This window comes from Inquilinus limosus, assembly GCF_051487185.1.
Classification (GTDB): Bacteria; Pseudomonadota; Alphaproteobacteria; order DSM-16000; family Inquilinaceae; genus Inquilinus; species Inquilinus limosus_F.
Genome location: NZ_JAHVDK010000001.1, coordinates 183,804 through 205,339 on the forward strand (window position 1 = coordinate 183,804; position 21,536 = coordinate 205,339).

At 70.1% G+C, this 21,536-nt stretch carries 21 protein-coding genes; 9 read left to right on the forward strand and 12 right to left on the reverse strand.

The window, feature by feature from the left end; translation table 11 throughout:
* Nucleotides 1-6 precede the first annotated feature (6 nt).
* From kdpA to KXR53_RS00930, 5 genes are all read left to right on the forward strand, one after another.
* Complete coding sequence (gene kdpA / locus KXR53_RS00910; RefSeq protein ID WP_437372480.1) at nt 7-1,716, forward strand: potassium-transporting ATPase subunit KdpA; 1,710 nt, start codon at nt 7-9, stop codon at nt 1,714-1,716.
* A 15-nt stretch (nt 1,717-1,731) separates the two neighbouring features.
* The gene (kdpB, locus tag KXR53_RS00915; RefSeq protein WP_437372482.1) at nt 1,732-3,792 is read left to right on the forward strand and encodes a potassium-transporting ATPase subunit KdpB; all 2,061 of its coding nucleotides are present in this window, start codon (nt 1,732-1,734) and stop codon (nt 3,790-3,792) included.
* A gap of 7 nt (nt 3,793-3,799) precedes the next feature.
* Nucleotides 3,800-4,372: a potassium-transporting ATPase subunit KdpC gene (gene kdpC, locus KXR53_RS00920; RefSeq protein WP_437372484.1), complete on the forward strand. Its 573-nt coding sequence runs from the start codon at nt 3,800-3,802 to the stop codon at nt 4,370-4,372.
* 12 nt (nt 4,373-4,384) lie between these two features.
* Nucleotides 4,385-7,093, forward strand: a complete 2,709-nt coding sequence (locus KXR53_RS00925; protein WP_437372486.1) for an ATP-binding protein — start codon at nt 4,385-4,387, stop codon at nt 7,091-7,093.
* A gap of 102 nt (nt 7,094-7,195) precedes the next feature.
* The gene (locus KXR53_RS00930; RefSeq protein ID WP_437372831.1) at nt 7,196-7,897 is read left to right on the forward strand and encodes a response regulator; all 702 of its coding nucleotides are present in this window, start codon (nt 7,196-7,198) and stop codon (nt 7,895-7,897) included.
* A 57-nt stretch (nt 7,898-7,954) separates the two neighbouring features.
* Here KXR53_RS00930 and KXR53_RS00935 read toward each other — a convergent pair whose 3' ends face one another.
* Together KXR53_RS00935 and KXR53_RS00940 are read right to left on the reverse strand one after the other, a co-directional pair.
* Entirely contained in the window at nt 7,955-8,404 is a 450-nt protein-coding gene (locus tag KXR53_RS00935) for a CBS domain-containing protein (protein WP_437372488.1), read from the reverse strand.
* Nucleotides 8,405-8,648: 244 nt separating this feature from the next.
* A complete protein-coding gene (locus KXR53_RS00940) occupies nt 8,649-9,464 on the reverse strand; it encodes a DUF1194 domain-containing protein (RefSeq protein ID WP_437372490.1) in 816 nt (271 codons plus the stop codon).
* Between the two features lie 526 nt (nt 9,465-9,990).
* Here KXR53_RS00940 and rpsU point away from each other — a divergent pair.
* Together rpsU and KXR53_RS00950 are read left to right on the forward strand one after the other, a co-directional pair.
* Nucleotides 9,991-10,194 carry a 30S ribosomal protein S21 gene (gene rpsU / locus KXR53_RS00945; RefSeq protein WP_437358285.1) on the forward strand — a complete coding sequence of 68 codons (204 nt, stop codon included), beginning with the start codon at nt 9,991-9,993 and terminating at the stop codon, nt 10,192-10,194.
* Between the two features lie 146 nt (nt 10,195-10,340).
* Nucleotides 10,341-10,625: a hypothetical protein gene (locus tag KXR53_RS00950; RefSeq protein ID WP_437372492.1), complete on the forward strand. Its 285-nt coding sequence runs from the start codon at nt 10,341-10,343 to the stop codon at nt 10,623-10,625.
* 9 nt (nt 10,626-10,634) lie between these two features.
* On the opposite strand, the gene KXR53_RS00955 is transcribed toward KXR53_RS00950, so the two are convergent.
* Nucleotides 10,635-11,609, reverse strand: a complete 975-nt coding sequence (locus KXR53_RS00955; RefSeq protein WP_437372494.1) for a quinone oxidoreductase family protein — start codon at nt 11,607-11,609, stop codon at nt 10,635-10,637.
* A gap of 142 nt (nt 11,610-11,751) precedes the next feature.
* Here KXR53_RS00955 and KXR53_RS00960 point away from each other — a divergent pair, with 142 nt between their 5' ends.
* A complete protein-coding gene (locus KXR53_RS00960; RefSeq protein WP_437372496.1) occupies nt 11,752-12,372 on the forward strand; it encodes a helix-turn-helix domain-containing protein in 621 nt (206 codons plus the stop codon).
* Between the two features lie 18 nt (nt 12,373-12,390).
* Here the strand turns inward: KXR53_RS00960 and KXR53_RS00965 are convergent, their stop codons facing one another.
* From KXR53_RS00965 to KXR53_RS00995, 7 genes are all read right to left on the reverse strand, one after another.
* Nucleotides 12,391-12,834, reverse strand: a complete 444-nt coding sequence (locus KXR53_RS00965) for an acyl-CoA thioesterase (protein WP_437372498.1) — start codon at nt 12,832-12,834, stop codon at nt 12,391-12,393.
* 128 nt (nt 12,835-12,962) lie between these two features.
* Complete coding sequence (locus KXR53_RS00970) at nt 12,963-13,892, reverse strand: histone deacetylase family protein (protein ID WP_437372500.1); 930 nt, start codon at nt 13,890-13,892, stop codon at nt 12,963-12,965.
* Nucleotide 13,893: 1 nt separating this feature from the next.
* On the reverse strand, nt 13,894-14,124 hold the full coding sequence (locus tag KXR53_RS00975) for a sulfurtransferase TusA family protein (RefSeq protein WP_437372502.1): 231 nt from the start codon (nt 14,122-14,124) through the stop codon (nt 13,894-13,896).
* A 50-nt stretch (nt 14,125-14,174) separates the two neighbouring features.
* The gene (locus KXR53_RS00980) at nt 14,175-14,543 is read right to left on the reverse strand and encodes a DUF423 domain-containing protein (RefSeq protein ID WP_437372504.1); all 369 of its coding nucleotides are present in this window, start codon (nt 14,541-14,543) and stop codon (nt 14,175-14,177) included.
* A 200-nt stretch (nt 14,544-14,743) separates the two neighbouring features.
* Complete coding sequence (locus KXR53_RS00985; protein WP_437372506.1) at nt 14,744-15,748, reverse strand: 4-hydroxyproline epimerase; 1,005 nt, start codon at nt 15,746-15,748, stop codon at nt 14,744-14,746.
* A 7-nt stretch (nt 15,749-15,755) separates the two neighbouring features.
* Nucleotides 15,756-16,991, reverse strand: coding sequence for an NAD(P)/FAD-dependent oxidoreductase (locus tag KXR53_RS00990; protein ID WP_437372508.1), 1,236 nt, complete (start codon nt 16,989-16,991; stop codon nt 15,756-15,758).
* Between the two features lie 9 nt (nt 16,992-17,000).
* Nucleotides 17,001-17,750 carry a GntR family transcriptional regulator gene (locus KXR53_RS00995; RefSeq protein ID WP_437372510.1) on the reverse strand — a complete coding sequence of 250 codons (750 nt, stop codon included), beginning with the start codon at nt 17,748-17,750 and terminating at the stop codon, nt 17,001-17,003.
* Between the two features lie 442 nt (nt 17,751-18,192).
* Here KXR53_RS00995 and KXR53_RS01000 point away from each other — a divergent pair, with 442 nt between their 5' ends.
* On the forward strand, nt 18,193-19,716 hold the full coding sequence (locus KXR53_RS01000; RefSeq protein ID WP_437372512.1) for an amidohydrolase family protein: 1,524 nt from the start codon (nt 18,193-18,195) through the stop codon (nt 19,714-19,716).
* Between the two features lie 4 nt (nt 19,717-19,720).
* Here KXR53_RS01000 and modC read toward each other — a convergent pair whose 3' ends face one another.
* Nucleotides 19,721-20,845: a molybdenum ABC transporter ATP-binding protein gene (gene modC, locus KXR53_RS01005; protein WP_437372514.1), complete on the reverse strand. Its 1,125-nt coding sequence runs from the start codon at nt 20,843-20,845 to the stop codon at nt 19,721-19,723.
* On the reverse strand, nt 20,842-21,534 hold the full coding sequence (modB, locus tag KXR53_RS01010) for a molybdate ABC transporter permease subunit (RefSeq protein ID WP_437372516.1): 693 nt from the start codon (nt 21,532-21,534) through the stop codon (nt 20,842-20,844). Before modB ends, modC begins: the two co-directional genes overlap by 4 nt.
* Nucleotides 21,535-21,536 lie beyond the last annotated feature (2 nt).

The following is a 21,536-nucleotide window of genomic DNA, read 5'->3' on the forward strand; positions in this document are numbered from 1 at the left end:
GCGGCCATGACCCTCAACGGCTGGATCCAGATCGCGCTGTTCTGCGCGATCGTCATCCTGATCACGCGCCCGCTCGGCGGCTACATGGCCCGCGTCTTCGCCGGCGAACGCACCTTCCTGTCCCCGATCCTTCGCCCGGTCGAGCGCGTCTTCTACGCCGCCGCCGGCGTGCGCGAGGAGCGCGAGCAGCACTGGACCGGCTATGCCTTCGGCATGCTGATCTTCAGCCTGGCCAGCGTGGTCGCGCTGTACGCGCTGCAGCGCCTGCAGGCCGTGCTGCCCTTCAACCCGCAAGGCATGGCGGGGGTCGAGCCGGGGCTCGCCTTCAACACCGCGGTCAGCTTCACCACCAACACCAACTGGCAGTCCTATGGCGGCGAGAGCACCATGGGCTATCTGGTGCAGATGGCCGGGCTGACGGTGCAGAACTTCGCCTCGGCCGCGGTCGGCATCGCGCTCGCCATCGCCCTGGTGCGTGGTTTCGCCCGGCGCTCGGCCCAGACCATCGGCAATTTCTGGGTCGATCTGACCCGCTGCGTGCTCTACGTGCTGCTGCCGATCTGCGTCGTCGCTACGGTCTTCTTCGTCTGGCAGGGCGTGCCGCAGAACCTGAGCGGCTATGTCGACGCCACGACGCTGGAGGGCGCGCATCAGACGATCGCCCAGGGGCCGGTGGCCTCGCAGCTGGCGATCAAGATGCTGGGCACCAATGGCGGCGGCTTCTTCAACGCCAACTCGGCCCATCCCTACGAGAACCCGACGGCGCTGTCGAACCTGGTGCAGATGGTGCTGATCTTCGCCATCGGCGCCGGCCTCACCAACACCTTCGGCCGCATGGTCGGCAATGAGCGCCAGGGTTGGGCGATCTTCGCCGCCATGGGCGTGCTGTTCCTCGCCGGCGTCTTCGTCGCCTATTGGCAGGAGGCGGGCGGCGGCCACCTCCTGGCCTCGCTCGGCGTCGATCCCGCGCTCGGCAACATGGAGGGCAAGGAGGTCCGTTTTGGCGAAGCGCTGTCGGCCCTGTTCGCCGTGGTCACCACCGCCGCCTCCTGCGGCGCCGTCATCGCCATGCATGACAGCTTCACCGCGCTCGGCGGCATGGTGCCGCTGGTCAACATGATGCTGGGCGAGGTGGTGATCGGCGGCGTCGGCGCCGGCCTCTACGGCATGCTGCTCTTCGTCATCGAGGCGATCTTCGTCGCCGGGCTGATGGTCGGCCGCACGCCGGAATATGTCGGCAAGAAGATCGAGGCGAAGGAGGTGAAGATGACGATGCTGGCGCTTCTCATCCTGCCGGCCTCGATGCTGGGCTTCACCGCGCTGGCGGTGTCGATCCAGCCCGGCCTCGCCGGCATCCTCAACGCCGGCCCGCATGGCTTCTCCGAGGTGCTGTACGCCTACACCTCGGGCACGGCCAACAACGGCTCGGCCTTCGGCGGGCTGACAGCGACCTCGCTGTTCTACACCGTCACCCTCGGCCTCGCGATGCTGATCGGCCGCTTCCTGATGATCGTGCCGATGCTGGCCGTCGCCGGGTCGCTCGCCGCCAAGCGCAGCCTGCCGGCGTCCTCCGGCACCTTCCCGACCACCGGGCCGCTCTTCATCGGGCTCCTGATCGGCGTGGTGCTGATCATGGGCGGCCTGACCTTCTTCCCGGCCCTGGCGCTGGGCCCGGTGGCCGAACACCTGGCCGGCGCCGCCGGCACCCTGTTCTGATCGGATCCCTCGGTCATGAAACCCTCCCATATGTCGGCGTCGCTGTTCGACGCCAAGATCCTGGGCCCGGCCGCGATCGACGCGGTGCGCAAGCTCGACCCGCGCGTGATGTGGCGCAACCCGGTGATGTTCGTGGTCGAGGTCGTCGCGGCCCTCACCACCGTGCTGCTGCTGCGCGACATCGCCGCCGGCGCCTCCGGCGTCGGCTTCACCGTCCAGATCGTGCTCTGGCTCTGGTTCACCGTGCTGTTCGCCAATTTCGCGGAAGCCGTGGCCGAGGGGCGCGGCAAGGCCCAGGCCGAGACCCTGCGCCGGACCCGCACCGAGACCACGGCCAAGCGCCTGGCCGACCCGGCCGGCGAGGCGTGGGAGCCGGTGCCGGCGCTGTCGCTGCGCCAGGGCGACATCGTGCTGGTCGAGGCCGGCGACCTGATCCCCTCCGACGGCGAGGTGGTGGAGGGCATCGCCTCGGTCGACGAAAGTGCGATCACCGGCGAATCCGCCCCGGTGATCCGCGAGTCGGGCGGCGACCGGTCGGCCGTCACCGGCGGCACGAGGGTGCTGTCGGACTGGGTCAAGGTGCGCATCACCGCGGCCCCGGGGTCGACCTTCCTCGACCGCATGATCGGGCTGGTCGAAGGCGCCCAGCGCCAGAAGACGCCGAACGAGATCGCGCTGAACATCCTCCTGGCCGGGCTGACGATCATCTTCGTCTTCGCCACGGTCACCATCCCCAGCTTCGCCGCCTATGCCGGCGGCGCGATCCCGGTGGTGGTGCTGGTGGCGCTGTTCGTGACGCTGATCCCGACCACGATCGGCGCGCTGCTCTCGGCCATCGGCATCGCCGGGATGGACCGCCTCGTGCGCTTCAACGTGCTGGCCATGTCCGGCCGCGCGGTCGAGGCCGCGGGCGACGTCGACACGCTGCTGCTGGACAAGACCGGCACCATCACCCTCGGCAACCGCCTGGCCACCGAATTCGTGCCGCTGCCCGGCGTCACCGAGGCCGAGCTGGCGGATGCCGCCCAGCTCTCCTCGCTCAGCGACGAGACGCCGGAAGGCCGGTCGATCGTGGTGCTGGCGAAGGAGAAATACGGGCTGCGCGGCCGCGAGGTCGGCCGCATGCATGCCCATTTCGTGCCCTTCGCCGCGCAGTCGCGGATGAGCGGCGTCGACATCGAGGGCTCGGTGATCCGCAAGGGCGCGGTCGACGCCGTTGTCGCCCATGTCCGCGAGGCCGCCGGCAATCCGCGCCTGGCGATGCCGAAGGAACTCGAGCAGATCACCGAGCGCATCGCCAAGTCCGGCGGCACGCCGCTGGCGGTGGCCAGGGACGGTAGGCCGCTCGGCGTCATCCACCTGAAGGACGTGGTCAAGGGCGGCATCCGCGAGCGCTTCGCCGAGCTGCGGCGGATGGGCATCCGCACCATCATGATCACCGGCGACAACCCGCTGACCGCGGCGGCGATCGCGGCCGAGGCCGGGGTCGACGATTTCCTGGCCCAGGCGACGCCTGAAAACAAGCTGGCGCTGATCCGCGAGGAGCAGGCCAAGGGCCGGCTGGTCGCGATGTGCGGCGACGGCACCAACGATGCGCCGGCGCTGGCCCAGGCCGATGTCGGCGTGGCGATGCAGACCGGCACCCAGGCGGCGCGCGAGGCCGGCAACATGGTCGACCTCGACAGCGACCCGACCAAGCTGATCGAGGTGGTAGGCATCGGCAAGCAGCTGCTGATCACTCGCGGCGCCCTGACCACCTTCTCGATCGCCAACGACGTGGCCAAGTATTTCGCCATCATCCCGGCGATGTTCCTGGCCTTCTACCCGCAGCTCGGCGTGCTCAACGTCATGGGCCTGCATTCGCCGCAGAGCGCGATCCTGTCGGCGATCATCTTCAACGCGCTGATCATCATCGCCCTGATCCCGCTGGCGCTGCGCGGCGTCCGCTACCGGGCGCTGAGCGCGGCCGCGCTCTTGCGGCGCAACCTTCTGATCTACGGCCTGGGCGGCCTCGTCATCCCCTTCGTCGGGATCAAGGCGATCGACCTGATCGTCACCGCCCTCGGCCTGGCGTGAGGCAACCATGCTGAACCAGATCCGACCCGCCCTGGTGATGGTCGTCGTGCTGACGATCCTCACCGGCCTCGCCTATCCCTTCGCCATGACCGGCATTGCCCAGGGGCTGTTCCCCGACCAGGCCGATGGCAGCCTGGTGAAGCGCGCTGACGGCACCGTCATCGGCTCGACGCTGATCGGCCAGGAGTTCACCGGCGACACGTACTTTCACGGCCGGCCGTCGGCGACGGCCCCGGCGCCCTACAACGCCGCCAGCTCGGCCGGCTCGAATCTCGGCCCCACCGCCCGAGCGCTCGCCGACCGGGTGAAGGCCGATGTCGACGCGCTGGCGGCGCAGGGCATCGAGAACCCGCCGGCCGACATGGTCACCACCTCGGCCTCGGGCCTCGACCCGGACATCAGCCCGGCCAATGCCGAGCTGCAGGTGACGCGCGTCGCCGCCGCCCGCGGCCTGCCGCCGGAGTGGGTGCGCCAGGCGGTGCAGGACGCGACTTCCGGCCGCCTCTTCGGCCTGATCGGCGAGCCGCGGGTGAACGTCCTGAGGCTCAATATGATGCTGGACGGGCTGAAGGCCCCGTAGTCTCCTCCCCGCATGGTATCGATCGATCGGTCCGACGACGATCATCGTCCCTCGCCGGAAGCTCTGCTCGAGGCGGTCGCGAAAACCCGCGGCCGCCTCAAGATCTTCCTCGGGGCGGCGCCCGGCGTCGGCAAGACCTACGAGATGCTGTCCCAGGGCACCGCGCGGCGGCGCGACGGGGGCGACGTCGTCATCGGCGTGGTCGAGACCCATGGCAGGGCCGAGACCCAGGCCCTGGTCGACGGCTTCGAGATCATCCCCCGCCGCCGGGTCGAGCATCGCGGCCGGCTGCTGCAGGAGATGGATCTCGACGCCATCCTGGCGCGCCGTCCGGCCCTGGTGCTGGTCGACGAACTGGCGCACACCAACGCGCCCGGCAGCCGCCACGACAAGCGTTACCAGGATGTCGAGGAGATCCTGGCGGCCGGGATCGATGTCTGGACCACGCTGAACATCCAGCATGTCGAGAGCCTGAACGACGTCGTCGCCCAGATCACTCGCATCCGGGTGCGCGAGACGGTGCCGGATTCCTGGATCGACGGCGCCGACGAGATCGAGTTGATCGACCTGACGCCGGAGGATCTGCAGAAGCGGCTGGCCGAAGGCAAGGTCTATATCCGCGATCAGGCCAGGCGGGCGGTGGAGCATTTCTTCAAGCCCGGCAACCTGACGGCGCTGCGCGAACTGGCGCTGCGCCGCACCGCCCAACGGGTGGACGACCAGATGCTGGGCTATATGCGGGCCCACGCTATCACCGGCCCTTGGGCCGCCGGCGACCGCATCATGGTCTGCGTCAGCGACGCGCCGAATTGCGAGGCGCTGGTCCGCTACGCCCGCCGCGTGGCCGACCGGCTCGGCGCCCGCTGGAGCGCCGTCTATATCGAGAGCTCACGCCACCACCGGCTGAGCGAGGCCGAGCGCGACCGCATTGCCCGCGCCCTGCTGCTGGCCGAGAAGCTGGGCGGCGAGACGGTCACCATCCCGGCCAACGACATCGTCGCCGAGATCCTGACCTATGCCCGGCGCAACAACATCACCCAGATCGTCATCGGCAAGTCCAGCCGCTCGCGCTGGTTCGAGATGCTGCACGGCTCGGTGGTGCACGACCTGGTGCGAAGAGCAGGGACGATCTCGGTCCATGTCATGGCGGGGGAGGAGGCGGAGCCCGGCCAGGAGCGGATCCAGACCCGCCCGGCCGAGTCCGGCCTCGACCTGCGGCCCTATCTGGTCGCCGCGATCGGCGTGGCGGCGACGACCGCGGCCGCCCATCTGGTCGCCTTCGTCGCCACCGCCAACAGCATCGCCCTCGTCTTCCTGATCCCGGTGCTGTTCAGCGCCGCGCGCTACGGGCTGGGGCCGTCGATCTTCGCTTCCATCCTCAGCGTGTTCGCGGTCAACTTTTTCTTCCTGCCGCCGCTCTACAGCCTGGTCATCGCCGACCCGTCGAACGTCACCTCGCTGGTGTTCTTCCTGGTGGTCGCGGTCGTCACCTCGAACCTGCAGAGCCGGGCCCGGCTGCAGGCCCGCAGCGCCGCGGCGCGGGCCAAGGCGACGGCCGAGCTGTTCGGATTCAGCCGCAAGCTGGCGGCGATCGCCTCGGCCGACGACCTGCTCTGGGCCGCCGCCTACCAGATCGCGGCGATGCTGAAGTTGCGCGTGGTCATCCTGATGCCGCAGGAGGGCTCGCTACAGGTGGTGGCAGGCTATCCGCCCGAGGACCGGATCGAGGAGGCGGATCGGGCGGCGGCGCAGTGGAGCTGGGCCAGCAACCGGCCGGCAGGGCGGGGGGCCGACACGCTGCCCGGCGGCAAATGGCTGTTCCTGCCCTGGCGCACCACCTCGGCCCAGATCGGCGTGATCGGCATCGACCGCGACCAGCCGGGGCCGCTGCTCAGCCCCGACGACCAGCGCCTCCTGGAGTCGCTGATGGATCAGGCGGCGGTGGCGATCGAGCGGGTGCATCTCGCCAAGGATGTCGACGAGGCGCGAGTGGTGGCGGAGACGGAGCGGCTGCGCGCCGCCCTCCTGACCTCGATCAGCCACGATCTGCGCACGCCCTTGGCCGGGATCATCGGTGCCGTCTCCAGCCTGCGCCGCTACGACGCGGCACTGGAGCCGAAGGCAAGGGTCGAGCTGATGGAGACGGCGGAGGACGAGGCCGAGCGGCTGAACCGCTTCGTCGGCAACCTGCTCGACATGACCCGCCTCGAATCCGGTGTGCTGCGGCCGAAGCTGGAGGCGACGGATGTGGCGGAGCTGGTCGGCGCCGCGGCCGAGCGCTGCGCGGCCCTGGTCGCCCGCCATCGCCTCGTGCTCGACATCGCGCCCGGCCTGCCGCTTTACCTGCTCGACCCGATCCTCTTGGAGCAGGTGCTGGTCAATCTGATCGACAACGCCGCCAAATACGCGCCGCCCGGCACGGCCATCACCGTCTCGGCGCGGGAGGAGGACGGGCTGGTGATTCGGGTGCTGGACGAGGGGGAGGGCATTCCGGAGGACAAGCTGGAGGCGATCTTCGACAAGTTCCACCGCATCCATCACGGCGACAGCGCCCAGGCCGGCACCGGGCTCGGCCTCGCCATCTGCCGCGGCTTCGTCGAGACCCTGGGCGGTCGGATCACCGCCGGCAACCGCGGCGACCGAAGCGGCGCCGTCTTCACTGTGACCTTCCCGGCCGACCTGGCGGCGCCGGCCCTGCCGGGCACTTCGCTGGGGGTGTGATGCGACGGCTCCGGATTTTCGCCTCTCTGTCCTTTCGACTCCGTCATGGCGAGCCCCTTCGGGGCTCGCCATGACGGGTTGGTGTTTCGGACCGCCAGCATGATGCCCCCAGAGACCCGGCCCGCACCGCGCATCCTGGTCATCGACGACGAGCCGCAGATCCGCCGCTTCCTCAAGATCAGCCTGGCCGCCGACGGCTACGTCCCGATCGAGGCGGCGGGCGGCACGGAGGGGCTGGAGCGGGTGATGCAGGACCGGCCGGACCTGGTGATCCTCGACCTCGGTCTGCCCGACATCGACGGCCAGCAGGTGCTGAGCCGGATCCGCGAGCTGTCGGCAGTGCCGGTGATCGTGCTGTCAGTCCGTGCCGGCGAGGCGGAGAAGGTCGAGGCGCTGGATCGCGGCGCCAACGACTATGTCACCAAGCCCTTCGGCATCGCCGAGCTGACCGCCCGGCTGCGCGCCGCACTGCGCCACCGCGGGCAGGAGGAAGCCGAGGCGGTGATCGAGGCCGGGCCGCTGACGGTCGACGTGCCGCACCGCCGGGTGCGGCTCGACGGGCGGGAGATCCGGCTGTCGAAGAAGGAATTCGAGATCCTGCGCCTGCTTGCCGCCCATCATGGCCGGGTGGTGACGCATCAGAAGATCCTGCGCGAGGTCTGGGGCCCGGCCCATATCGACGCCATGCAGTATCTTCGCGTGTATGTCGGCCAGCTGCGCCAGAAGCTCGGCGACGACCCGGCCCGGCCGCATCTGATCGCGACCGAGCCCGGGGTCGGCTATCGGCTGGTGGTAGAGGACTGATCGCGGGAAGGCGGGGCTCCCTCCCGCGCGATCGGAGGGAGCCCACATCGTCAGGATCTAATGCCGTGCTGTCGATCCCTTCGCATGGAGCCGGGCGTCGCGTGCGGCCAGCGTGGACACCTTGCCGTAGAGATTCTTCGGCCCGCGCAGGGCGAGGTCCGACAGCGACAGGATCCCGATGATCCGCTTCTGCCGGTTGAGCACCGGCATGTGATGGATCTGCTTCTCCTCCATCCGCTGCACGGCGTCCTCGCAGCTCTCGTCCTCGAAGCACCAGGTGATGCCCCTGGTCATCACCTGGTGCGCCTTGGCGGTGTTGCAGTCCATTCCTTCGGCGACACCGCGGCAGACGAGATCCCGATCGGTGATCATGCCGATCAGCCGGTCGTTCTCGCCCACCGGCAGGCAGCCGATGCCGTTGTCGCGCATCTTCCGCCCGGCCTCGGCCAGCGAAATGTCGGGACTGATCCACTCCGCATGCGGAGCCATGGCCTCACGAACAAGCATCATGACCTCCCGGGCGAAGCGCCCTGGAAATATGGCTGCGCGGTCGCGCCCATCCTGCGCAGTCTGTTCGGGACGCCGGTGCGTCCGGATCCCCGGCTTTTCCTCGGGATGGCCGCGCCGGATCCTCGGGGACGGATCGGATGGTCCGACTTGCCGGAGGAAGGCGGGCCGCCCCCCAGCGCTGCTCCGGCTCGACCATCTTACTCCACCCCGGGGTGTCGGACCAACGCGGCTGTTGCCCCGCCTACCGCTGATCCTGGTCCAGCCAGCGCGGCCGGGTCTTCTCGCCGATCAGGCAGTCGGTGCCGCCGGCCTGGACTTGGACGAAGGCGATCGGCGTCGCCGCCGGCTCGGCGCCGGCGATCTCAAGCACCAGCTTGCGCCGGATCGCCTCGGCGAACTGCGCCGTGCTGCGGACCGGTACGGTGAAGGCGCCGGGGCCGCCGATGACGCAGTCGCGGTAATAGGCGTCCAGCATCTCGGGCTCGGGCAGGCCGCCGAAGCCGCCGCGCTTCAGGATGATCGGCAGGCCGTTGATGGTGATGCCCTTCGCCAGCGCCATGTCGCGGGGGCCGGTCACCGGCCAGCCGGCATTGTTCGGCCCATCGCCGGAGATGTCGATGGCACGGCGGATGCCGTCGAAGCCGTTGTTGTCGAACAGCCCGGCGGTGAACAGCAGCGCGCCGGAGATCGAGGTGCCGCGCCGCATCACCGTGCCGGAGGCTTCGGCAAGGTCGGCCGCCGCGGTGCGGGCCGCCGCGGCGCCGTCGATCAGCCGCCAGGGCAGGATCACGGCCTGGGAATTGGCGCCGGCCCATTCGACATAGGTGATGGCGATGCGGCCGTTGACGCCGGAGGCGATGGCGTCGATCACCTCGGGATGGCTGAGGGCGGCGACGTAGCCGTCGCGCTGCAGCGCCTGCTCGTCCTCGTCCATCGAACGCGAGACGTCGACCGCGAGCACCAGCTCGAGATCGACCGGCTGGTCCTGCGCCGCCGCGGGCGCTGCCGGCAGGAAGAAGCTGACAATCAGGCCGAGTCCGACGATGCCGAGGCGCATCCTTGCCCCCCATGAGCAGCCGACGACATTGGTTTCGATGTGGGAACGATCCGGCCCGGTGTCATCTCCGCTCCGGCCGGTTTTTCATCCGGCGGCTTGCAAACGGTGCGCCGTTCCCCCATATGGGGCTTCGAGATCGGTTTCGACACGATCCCCGCCGTTTCGATGAACCGGCCCGGATCCCCCTCCCAACCATGATCCGAGCGATAAGGCAGGCGCTTCGCCTGTCGATCGTGCTTGTGCAGCGATGGCAGGCCTACCGCCTGCGCATCCGCTGCTCAAAAGTCATTGAGTGCAACGAGGCCCCAAGGGCCCGAACCGTAAAGAACCAAGAGATGAAGACCGTACAGATCAAGACTTTGCCCCGCCTGCCGCGTCGTCCGACGCCGGCACCGGCCGCCGCGACCCTGCGGCAGCCGCCGCGCAGGGCAGAGCTGTCCCGCGCCGAGATTCGCCGAATCGTTCTCGACATTCTCGGCTAAAGGGCGTAGTCCCGCCCGAACTCTTTGATGAAAGGCTTCAGCCGATGCAGGTGCTCGTCCGCGACAACAACATCGACCAGGCGCTGCGCGTCCTCAAGAAGCGGATGCAGCGCGAAGGCATCTTTCGCGAGATGAAGCAGCGCCGGGCCTATGAGAAGCCGTCCGAGCGCCGCATCCGCGAGGAAGCCGAAGCGGTCCGCCGCCAGCGCAAGGCGCTGCGCAAGCGGATGCAGATCCAGGGCTACTGACCCGGTTCCGGGGCCGCACGGTCCCGAACCCGTCATCGGTACGATGGATGAGACGAGGGGCCTTCGCCCCTCGTTTTGATTCCGGGCATTGCCTCCGACCGGCTTGTGTCGAAGGATGACGCGATGCCGATCCGGGAGGCCGACCGATGGATGTCTCCGCCCTCAAACGCTCTCTGGCCGAGGACCGCCCGCCCGCGACCCTGTCGCCACCGCTCGCCGCCCTGTGGTGGGACGCCAAGGGCGACTGGGACCGCGCCCATGGCTGCGTCGATTCCGAGGACGGCGCGGAGGCCGCCTGGGCCCATGCCTATCTGCACCGCAAAGAAGGCGACCTCGGCAATGCCGGCTACTGGTACCGCCGGGCCGGGCGGCCGATGCCCTCCGTCAGCCTGGAGCAGGAATGGGCGGAGATCGCCGCGGCGCTCGACTGAACCGGTGCCTCAGCCCGCCTCGTCCGGGACCAGCACGATCTTGCCGGCGACGCCGCGGCTTTCCAGCCGGCGATGCGCGTCGGCGCCGCGCGACAGCGGGAAGACCTCGATCTCGGGCAGGGCGATCTCGCCGGCCCGCAGCGCGGCGAACAACGTGCCGGCGCGGGCCAGCCGGCTGTCGCGGCTGTCGAGATGGTCCCACAGGTCGCCCCCGACCACCGCCTTCGACTGCTCCATCAACCGGCGTGGATCGATCGCCGGAGGGTCGCCTCCGGCCGTGCCGTAGGCCACCACCGTGCCGCGCGGCCGGGCGGCGGCCAGGCTGTCCGCCAGCGTCGTGCCGACGGAATCATAGGCGATGTCGACCCCGCCATCGCTCAGCGCCCGCACCGCCGCCACCCAGTCCTCGGCGTAGGTCAGGCTGTGATCCGCCCCGATGGCCGTGGCGATGGCGGCCTTGGCCGGCGTGGAGGTCAGGGCGAACACCGTGGCCCCGCGCCGCTTCGCCATCTGCACCAGCAACTGCCCGACCCCGCCCGCGGCCGCATGGATCAGGACCTTGGCGCCGCTGCGGACCGGGGCGCTGTCCGCCACCAGATACTGCGCCGTCAGGCCCTGCAGCAGGATGGAAGCGGCTTCGCGATGGCCGATATCGTCCGGCAGCGGGATCGCGCGCTCGACCGGCACGGAGACGCGCGTGGCGTTGGCGAAGGGCACGTCGGCGAAGCCGATGCGGTCGCCGATGCGGATGCCGTCGACCCCGTCGCCCAGCGCGACCACGTCGCCCGCGCCTTCGTAGCCGGCGATATGCGGGGCCGTGCCGGCCAGGCGATAGTGACCCCGGCGTCTATGCAGATCCGCGAAGTTCAGGCCCGCCGCCCGCATCGCCAGCAGCACATGACCCGGCGGCACCGGCGGATCCGGCAGCCTCCGATACTCCAGGACCTCGGGGCCGCCGAAGCGGTCGAACACCAGCGCTTCCATGACATCGTCTCTCCGCAACGGCCGGTCGCGCCGGCATCGTCGACATCTACTATAGTGGATGGCTCCATCATAGTGGAAAGATGCCTCTTGACGGAGCAACGGCATCGCCCGACAAGCGGAAGGCTGAACCACGGGAATGATCATGCCCTTGCTGGACGTGCTGCGGGCAAAGGCGACGGAGGGGGCCGCATCCTCCGGCTCGCCGCCGGCGATCGACCTGGCGGAGACCGTTCGCCGGCTGCGGGCGGGGCGGGGCTGGACGCTGGAGGAGACAGCCGGCCGGACCGGCCTGTCCCGCTCGGCCCTGTCGAAGATCGAGCGCGGCGAGATGTCGCCGACCTTCCAGGCGATGCAGAAGCTGGCGCGCGGTTTCGGCATCAAGCTGGTCGATCTGTTCGGCCAGGCCGCTTCTACCCTGCGCGGGCGCCGGATCGTGGTGCGGGCCGGCGAGGGCGCAGCCACCGAGATGCCGAATTACGGCCTTCGCCTGTTCACCGGCGAATTGCGGAACGCGCCCTTCCTCGCCGCCGAGGTCACCGTCCGCGCCAGGTCGCTGGACGAGTTCGAGGATTGGGAGCGTCACGACAGCGACGATTTCCTCTATGTGCTCTCCGGCCGGGTGACGCTGTTCACCGAGCATTCCGGCCCGGTCGAGCTCGGCCCCGGAGACGCCGTGTATTTCGATGCCCGCATGGGGCATGCCCTGATCGCCGCGGGCGAGGCGGAGGCGCGGGCGCTGTGGATCACGGCGCCGGCGCGATAGGCCGGCCGCGGACAAGGATCAGCGGATCGGGCGCGGCCTGCCGGCCTCGTCCAGGGCGACGAAGGTGAATTCGGCGGAGGTGACCTTCATCCGGTCGCCGAGGCCGGAGCGCAGCACCCAGACTTCGATGGTCAGGGTGATCGAGCTGCGGCCGACCCGGGCGACATCGGTGTAGCAGCAGACGACGTCGCCGACCTTGACCGGATGGATGAACGCCATGTTGGTGGCGGCGACCGTGACCACCCGGCCCTGAGCGTGCCGCATCGCCGTCATCGCCCCGGCCTCGTCCATCAGCGCCATGATCCAGCCGCCGAAGATGTCGCCGGACGGGTTGGCATGCGCCGGCATCGCCAGCGTTCGGGCGGCGAGCTCGCCGCGCGGCGCGGCGTCGGCCGGCGGGGCGGCCTTGTCCGGCGGAACGGTCAGATAATCGGCTTCGCGCGTGGTGTAGGGCCACATCATGCACCTTTCAGCGGTGATGCGGCGTTTCCTTCCGGTCGCTCGCGTTATGCTGCGATGCAGCATAACGTGAGTCAATCGCGCATTGCTAAATAGGTTGTGAATGTTGCATTGCAGCATGACCGCTGGTCTCAGCCGGTCATCAGGGTATGCACATGAGCGGCGGCGGAAAGGGCAAGGCCGCGCAGGTCGTAGCCGCCCTCGAGGGTGGAGACGACGCGGCCGCCGCAATGCCGGTCGGCCAGGCGCATCAGCTCCTGCGTCGCCCAGGCGAAGTCCGATTCGCTCAGCTCGAGATGTGCCAGCGGGTCGCGGGCATGGGCGTCGAAGCCGGCGGAGATCAGCAGCAGCTCCGGCGCGAAGCTGTCGACCGCCGGCAGCACGATCCGCTCCATCGCCCGGCGGAACTCGACGCCGCCCGACATCGGCGGCAGCGGCGCGTTGACGATGTTGCCGGCGACGCCGGTCTCGTCCTCGGCCCCGGTGCCGGGATAGAGCGGCGACTGGTGGGTCGAGGCGTAGAGCAGGTCCGGCTCGGACCAGAAGATGTCCTGGGTGCCGTTGCCGTGATGGACGTCGAAATCGACCACCGCGATCCGGCCCAGCCCGTGCGCCAGCCGGGCATGCATGGCCGCGATCGCCACGTTGTTGAACAGGCAGAAGCCCATGGCCCGCGCCGTCTCGGCATGGTGCCCGGGCGGCCGCACGGCGCAGAAGGCGTTGCGCGCCTCGCCCGCCAGAACCACATCGACCGCGGCGCAGCCGGCGCCGGCGGCCCGCAGCGCGGCGGCGCCCGATCCGGGTGACAGCACGGTGTCGGCATCGACCGGCCGCAGCCCCTCCGACGGCACCGCGGCCAGCAGGCGGCGGACGAAGCCATCGGGATGGGCACGGGCGATCTGCTCCAGCGTCGCCTCCGGCGCCTCGCGCCGCTGCAGCAGGGCGAAGCTCTCACCCTCCAGCGCCGCCAGCACCGCCCGCAGCCGGTCCGGCCGCTCGGGATGGCCCGGGCCGGTGTCGTGGCCGATGCAGGCCGGATGGGTGAAGAGCAGCGTGTCCATCCTAGCCTGCCTTGCGGATGCTGTAGCGGGTGACGCCGTCGGCCTCCTCGGTGACCGCGACCAGGACATGGCCGGTGGCTTCGCAGAAGGCGGGGAAGTCCTTGCGCGCCGCGGCGTCGGTGGCGAGGACGTCCAGCACCTGGCCCGGCGCCAGCCCCTGCAGCGCCTTGCGCGCCTTCAGCACCGGCATCGGGCAGATCAGGTCGCGCGCATCAAGATCGAGGTCCGCCATGATGGCTCGAAGCCTAGCGCGCTCGGCGCCCGCGGCCAATGTCTCGCGCATCAGCTTTCCGCTGCGCGGAAAGCGGCCAGCGCCGCCAAGGCCCAGCCCAGGATCAGCAGCACCCCGCCGATCGGGGTGATGGCGCCGAACCAGCGCGGCGCGCCGAAGGCCATCAGGTACAGCGTCCCGGAGAAGATCGCGGCGCCGACCAGGAAGGCCCAGCCGGCCCAGCGCAGCGGCCCGGACAGGCCGAGCAGGGCGAGCGCCAGCAGGGCGGCGGCATGGACCAGCTGGTAATGCGCCCCGGTCTGCACCCAGCCCAGCCGCTCCGGCACAGCATTGGCCATGCCGTGCGCGGCGAAGGCGCCCATCGCCACCGCGATCGCGCCGTGCAGCCCGGCCCCGATCAGAAGCACCCGGTCGATCATCCCGTTCTCCCCACAGATGGAAGGCTTCTCGGAAACCCAACACCGTCATTGCGAGCGCAGCGAAGCAATCCAGGGTCGATGCGAGCCGCCCCTGGATTGCTTCGTCGGCTTCGCCTCCTCGCAATGACGTTGTGAGATGAGCACTCCGAAGAAGCCCCGCGAATCGTCCGGGGGACACAGTAGCGGGGCGGGCGCCGCCGTCACATGACCGTAAAGCCGCGGACGAAGGGGTCGCGGTCGTCGAGGAAGATGGTGTTGTAGCCGGTGATCCAGGCCTGGCCGGCAATCGACGGGATGATCGCGTCATAGGGCCCGACCTTGGCCGTGCCCTCGACCCGGCCGTGGAACAGGCTGCCGATGATGCTCTCATGCACGAAGGCGTCGCCGGTCTTCAGCTGCCCGCGCGCCGCCAGCTGGGCCATGCGGGCCGAGGTGCCGGTGCCGCAGGGCGACCGGTCGATCGCCTTCTCGCCATAGAACACGGCGTTGCGGGCATGCGCCTCCGGGTGCTTCGGCCGGCCGGTCCATTGCACATGGCGCAGGCCGCGGATGGTCGGGTCCTCCGGATGGACCATGTCGAAGCGCTCGTTCACCACCCGGCGGACGATCGGCGACAGGCGCTGGATCTCGCCGGCCGAGAGATCCTCCAGATCGGCATAGCCCGGCTGCGGCTGGATGATGGCGTAGAAGTTGCCGCCATATGCGATGTCGGCCACCAGCGGACCGAAGCCCGGCACCTCGAAATCCAGCTTCTCCTTGTAGAGGAAGGACGGCACGTTGCGGATCCGCACCGAGGTGACGTGCCCGGCCGCATCCTGCTCGTACTCCGCGTCGACGATGCCGGCTGGCACCTCCAGCCGCAGCCGGCCCGGCTGCTTCGGCCGCACCAGACCTTCCTCGATCATCACCGTCACCGTGCCGATGGTGCCGTGGCCGCACATCGGCAGACAGCCCGAGGTCTCGATGAACAGGATCGCGGCATCGGCGTCGTCGCGGGTCGGGGCGTAGAGGATCGACCCCGACATCACGTCATGGCCGCGCGGCTCGAACATCAGCCCGGTGCGGATCCAGTCGTATTCGGCGATGAAGGCCTGGCGCTTCTCGCTCATGGAAGCGCCCTGCAGCGGCGGGGCGCCGCCGGCGACGACGCGGACCGGGTTGCCGCAGGTGTGGGCGTCGATGCAGAAGAAGCTGCTCTTGCTCATGGCACTCTCATTGGAAGCGCTGGATGCCGAAAGGCGCAAGCGCCGGGTTTGCCGGTCCGTCGCCCGACAAGAGGCCGGCGGCGAAGCGGGCGGTGGTGGCCGACAGGGTCAGGCCGAGATGGCCGTGGCCGAAGGCGAAGACGATGCGCCGGTCGCGCGGATGCGGGCCGATCACCGGCAGGCTGTCGGGGGTGGAGGGGCGGCGGCCCATCCATTCCGTGCCGCCGGTCTCCGGGATCGCCGGCAGGTAGCGCCGGGCCTTGCGCCGCAGCGCCCGGGCGCGGGCCAGGTTGGCCGGCGCGTCCACCGCCGCCAGCTCCACCGCCCCGCCGATGCGCAAGCCCTCGGCCAGCGGCGAGGCGACGAAGCCGTGATCGGCGAAGACCAGCGGCATCGGCAGGCTCACCGGCGAATCCGGGATGGTGGTGTTGTAGCCGCGCTCCGTCTCCAGCGTCACCTTCAGGCCGAGGCCGCGGACGATGTCGCGCGACCAGACGCCGGCGGCCACGACCACTTTGTCGAAGGCGCGGGCGGTGCCGCCAGCCAGTCGGACGGAGACGCCGCCTGCGCCGGGCTCGACCGCCGTCACGGTGCCGGCGACCAGCCGGTCGCCCAGGCTGCGGCGCAGGCCCTGCAGCACGCCCAGCGGGCTGTCGACCATCCAGTAGGACCGACACAGCACGGCGCGGGCGAAGCCGCCGTTCAGGTCCGGCACCAGGGCGCGGGCCTCATCCGGCGTCAGCGGCTGGAAGTCGTGGCCACCGAGGCGGCGGCGCAGCTCCCATTCCGGCAAGGCCGCCTGGAAGCTGGCCTCTTTGTCGTAGAGGTCGATCGCCCCGGTCTGGCGCAGATGGCCGGACAGGCCGGCGCGGCGGGCCAACTCGTGTTGGTCGTCCAGGGCGGTGCGCATCAGCCCGCCCAGGGCGGCGGTCGACCGCTCCACCTGCTCCGCCTTCGCCGCGGCCAGGAAGCGCAGCAGCCAGGGGGTGAGCGCCGGCAGGTCGCGCCAGCGCAGGGCGAGCGGGCCCAGCGGGTCGGCCAGCCAGCGCGGCACCGATTTCAGCACGCCGGGCCGGGCCAGGGGTGTGATCTCGGGGAAGGCCAGCATCCCGGCATTGCCGGCGGAGGCGTGGCGGTCCTCCGGCCGGCGTTCATAGACCGTGACCTCATGCCCATCCGCCGCCAGCCAGGCCGCCGTGGCGCAGCCGATCACCCCTCCGCCGATGATGGCGATGTCGGCCATGGGATATCCTCAGGCGGGAAGCGAAGGCTGGGCCGGCTCGGCCGCGGGGCCGAGCGCGACGTCGCCACCCACGCCGCTGGCCAGGAAGCCCTGGATCTGCCGCACCACCTGGCTGGCATGGGAGCGGGCCAGGCTGTCGGCCCGGTCGGCGTCGCGCTCGGCGATCGCCTGGATGATCGCCTCGTGCTCGGCCACGAACTCGACCGGCAGATGATCGTCGAAGGAGGCGTAGTAGATCCGGTTCAGCCGCCGGCCCTCGTCCAGCAGCCGACCGAACAGCTCGGTGTAGTAGCGGTTGCGGCCGGCGCGCGCGATCGCCAGGTGGAAGTCGCGATTGGCGTCGGACATGCCGATCGCGTCGGCCGCCGCCACCGCGCGGCCGAAGGCGGCCTGGTGGGTGCGGATCTCGTCGAGGTCCTTGGCGGTGCGGCGCAGCGCGGCCAGCCGGGTGGTGACCCGGTGCATCAAGGTCAGCGCGTCGAAATGGGCGGGCAGGGCGGAGAAGTCGATCGGCGCGACGATGGTGTTGCGGTTCGGCAGGGTCGCGACCAGCCCGTCGGCGGCCAGCCGCACCAGCGCCTCGCGGATCGGGGTGCGCGACAGGCCGAAGCGCTCGGCCAGGCGGCTCTCGTCCAGGGCCGAGCCGGGGGCCAGCACCAGGTCGAGGATGTCGTGCTTCAGCGCTTCATAGACCTTGGCGACCCCGCCGCCGCGCGGCCGCGCCTCGCCGTTCTCCCGTACCTTCGCCGTGCGCGCCAAGGCGTGTCCTTCCCTGCCTCTCGATCCAATCTCGATGATAGGCCGACGGAATGCAGTTTGTCGACAAAGGCGCGCGACCAAGAAAAAGGGCGGCGGAAGGACCGCCGCCCCGAAGGCTGGGCCGCGCGCCGGGCTTGGGACGGGACCGGGCGCAGCCTGGGAGGCGCGTCGGGGAGAGCCCGATTGCCTGCTCGACATATCCATTCGGATACGTCGATTGTCAATGGCTCGACCCACGCCTCGATCCTCCCTGGTTGGGAAGACGTTCTGACCGGACCGACGGAAACGGCCGTTCGGTCGTGTAGGATCAAACGACCGTGATCCGCTCGCGTGCCGCCGATCATCGACGGCAACCCGTGCAGGCTGGAGATTCCGGTGCATCGGCTGCGGATTTGCGCCGGATCGCCAGGCCCCGATACCCGTCCCGAGACCGGAGGACATCATGGGCTTTCTGACCGAAGAGGAGATTGCCGAGCTGGTGCCGTCCGAGCTGCTGCCGCACCGGACGCCGATCCCGACGCAGATCGTCTCCAGCGACGAGTACACGCCGCCGCCGCAGAGCGAGCGGCAGAAGGAGGTCGAGGCGCGTCTCTTGGCCATGGCCGACGAACTCGGCGGCCGCCAGGGGCTGTCGCGCCGCGCCTTCTTCCAGACCGCGGCCGGGATGGCGGCCGGCTTCGTCGCGCTGAACGAGACCTTCGGCGCGGTCTTCGACGCGAGCCGCGCCGAGGCCGCCACGCCCGACATGGCGGGGGAGCGCGCGGCAGCGCTGAAGGACCAGTTCATCATGGACATGCACACGCATTTCCTGCGCGACGACACAAGGCTGGAGAATTTCGTCAGATCGCGCGAGGCGGTGGGCAAGGCCGGCTGGAACCCCGCTCTCGTCGGCAAGCCGCAGACGCTCGAGGATCTCAAGTTCAACAACTACTTCAAGGAGATCTATCTCGACAGCGACACCAAGATCGCGCTGATCTCGAGCTCGCCGTCGGAGATCCCGCGCGACTGGTTCCTGACGAACGAGATGATGATCGAGGCGCGCGACAGGGTGAACCGGGAGGCCGGCGCCCGCCGCATGTTCGCGCATGCGATCTTCACGCCCGGCTGGGACGGCTGGCTGGACCATCTCGAAGGGTCCCTGCAGCGCCGGCCGGAATCGATCAAGGGCTATACCGTCGGCGACAACACCAACAAGGACCAGGCCCGACATCCCTGGTTCATGGACGACGAGGCCGTCACCTACAAGGCCTACGAGCTGTGCGTGAAATACGGCATCAAGAATGTCTGCGTGCACAAGGGCCTGTTCCCGCGGGCGACGGCCGAGCGCTACCCGCATCTCCTGGCCTATGCAGATGTGCGCGACGTCGGACGCGCGGCGAAGGACTGGCCGCAGCTGAACTTCATCATCTACCACGCCGGCTATCGCCATGCCGCCGGAGGGAGCGCCGAGGACGGCTGGCGCGAATTCGCCGAGACCGGCCGGGTGTCCTGGGTCAGCGATCTTGCCGAGATTCCGGAAAAGTTCGGCGTCACCAACGTCTATGCCGATGTCGGCCAGCTCTTCGCCCAGAGCGTCGTGGCCGAGCCGCGGCTGGCGGCGGCGCTGATGGGCATCCTGGGCCGCGGCCTGGGCTATGACCACGTCGTCTGGGGCACCGACGCGGTGTGGACCGGGTCGCCGCAATGGCAGATCGAAGCGCTGCGCCGGCTCGAGATTCCCGAGGACATGCAGAAACAGTACGGGTTCAAGCCGCTCGGCGCCGCCGACGGCCCGGTCAAGGCCGCGATCTTCGGCGGCACCAACGCCAGGCTCTATGACTTCAATATCGGCCGGCGCAGCGACATCGGCCCCGACCGCGACCGCTTCGCCCTGATGAAGGAGGAGTACGAGAGAAACGGGCCGGCGCGTTCGAATCTGCGCTACGGCTATGTTTCCGGTGCCGTCGACTGGTCGGCCTTCGCCTGACGCCTCAGCCGCTCTCCAGCTCGGCGTCGGCGCCGTGCGGGCCGCGCAGGGCGCCGCCGACGGTGTGGCGGTCGAAGGCGACGCTCTTGATCACCGCATGCACCGGCCGGCCCGGCGCCAGGCCTAGCGCCTCGATCGAGCGCCGGGTCAGCCGGGCCAGCAGGCGGTCGCCGGCGCAGTCCAGGCCGATGTCGGCGGTCGGGCCGTCGTCGGGCGCGATCGCCGTCACCGTCGCCGGCAGCACGTTCAGTGCACTCAGATGGTCCGGCGGGCGGGTCGCCAGCATCACGTCGCGGGCGCGGATGCGGATGCGGACCTTGGCGCCGGCCGGCAGGTCGACCCGCGGTACGGTCAGGAGGCCGGCAGCGACGCGCAGCCGGGTCAGCTGATAGCGGTCGTCATGGTCCTCGACCGCGGCTTCCAGCACCGCGCCGGCCTCGGCCCGGGGGAACAGGTCGGCCCGGCCCATCACCTCCGCCACCGGCCCGGCCGCCGCGACCCGGCCGTCGGCCAGCACCACCAGGGTGGTGGCCAAACGCGCCACCTCGCCGATGGCGTGGCTGACATAGACGATCGGGATCCGCGCCTCGTCGCGCAGCCGCTCGATATAGGGCAGGATCTCGGCTTTCCGCGCCTCGTCCAGCGAGGCCAGCGGCTCGTCCATCAAGAGGAGGCGGGGGCTGGCCAGGAGCGCCCGGCCGATCGCCACGCGCTGCTTTTCGCCGCCCGACAGCAGCGCCGGCCGGCGGTGCAGCAGGGGGGCGATGCCGAGCAGCTCGACGACGCGGCCGAATTCGGCGCTGCGCTCGGCCTTCGGCGTGAACCAGCGGCCATACAGCAGGTTCTGCCGCACCGTCAGATGCGGGAACAGCCGCCCTTCCTGGAAGACATAGCCGATGCGGCGGCGATGCGCCGGCAGGACCGTGCCGCGGTCGGTGTCGACCAGGGTGCGGCCGTCGACCACCACCCGACCGTGCTGCGGCCGCACCAGCCCGGCGATGACGTTGACCACCGTGGTCTTGCCGGCGCCGGAGCGGCCGAACAGCGCCGTCAGCCGGCCCTCGCCGCGGAAGCCGACATCCAGAGCGAAGTCGCCCTGGCGGTGGCGGATCTCGATCTCGAGACTCACGTGGCGTGCACCCGGACGCCGGCGCGCCGGGCCATCATCTCGGAGGCGAGGAGGGCGGCCATGGAGATCGCGACCGAGACCAGGGTCAGCCGCAGCGCGCCGAGATCGCCGCCCGGTACCTGGGTGAAGGTGTAGATCGCCGAGGGCAGGGTCTGGGTCTCGCCCGGGATGTTGGAGACGAAGGTGATGGTGGCGCCGAACTCGCCCATCGCCTTGGCGAAGGACATGATGGCGCCGGCGATCACCCCGGGCAGGATCAGCGGCAGGGTGACCGTCAGGAACACCCAGACGGGAGAGGCACCCAGCGTGCCGGCCGCGTCCTCGAGGCGGCGGTCCACCGCCTCGATCGACAGGCGGATGGCGCGCACCATCAGCGGGAAACCCATCACCCCGGCGGCCAGCGCGGCGCCGGTCCAGCGGAAGGAGAAGACGATGCCGATCTCGGCCAGCAGCGAGCCGATCGGCCCCCTTCGCCCGAACAGCAGCAGCAGGATGTAACCGGTGACGACCGGCGGCAGCACCAGCGGCAGATGGACCACGCCGTTCAGCACCGACCGGCCCCAGAACCGGCCGCGCGCCAGGGTCAGCGCCACCAGCACGCCGAGCGGCAGGCTGACCGCCATGGCCCAGAGCGAGACCTTCAGGCTCAAGAGGATCGCGGTCAGCTCGTCGGGGGTGAAGTCGAACACGG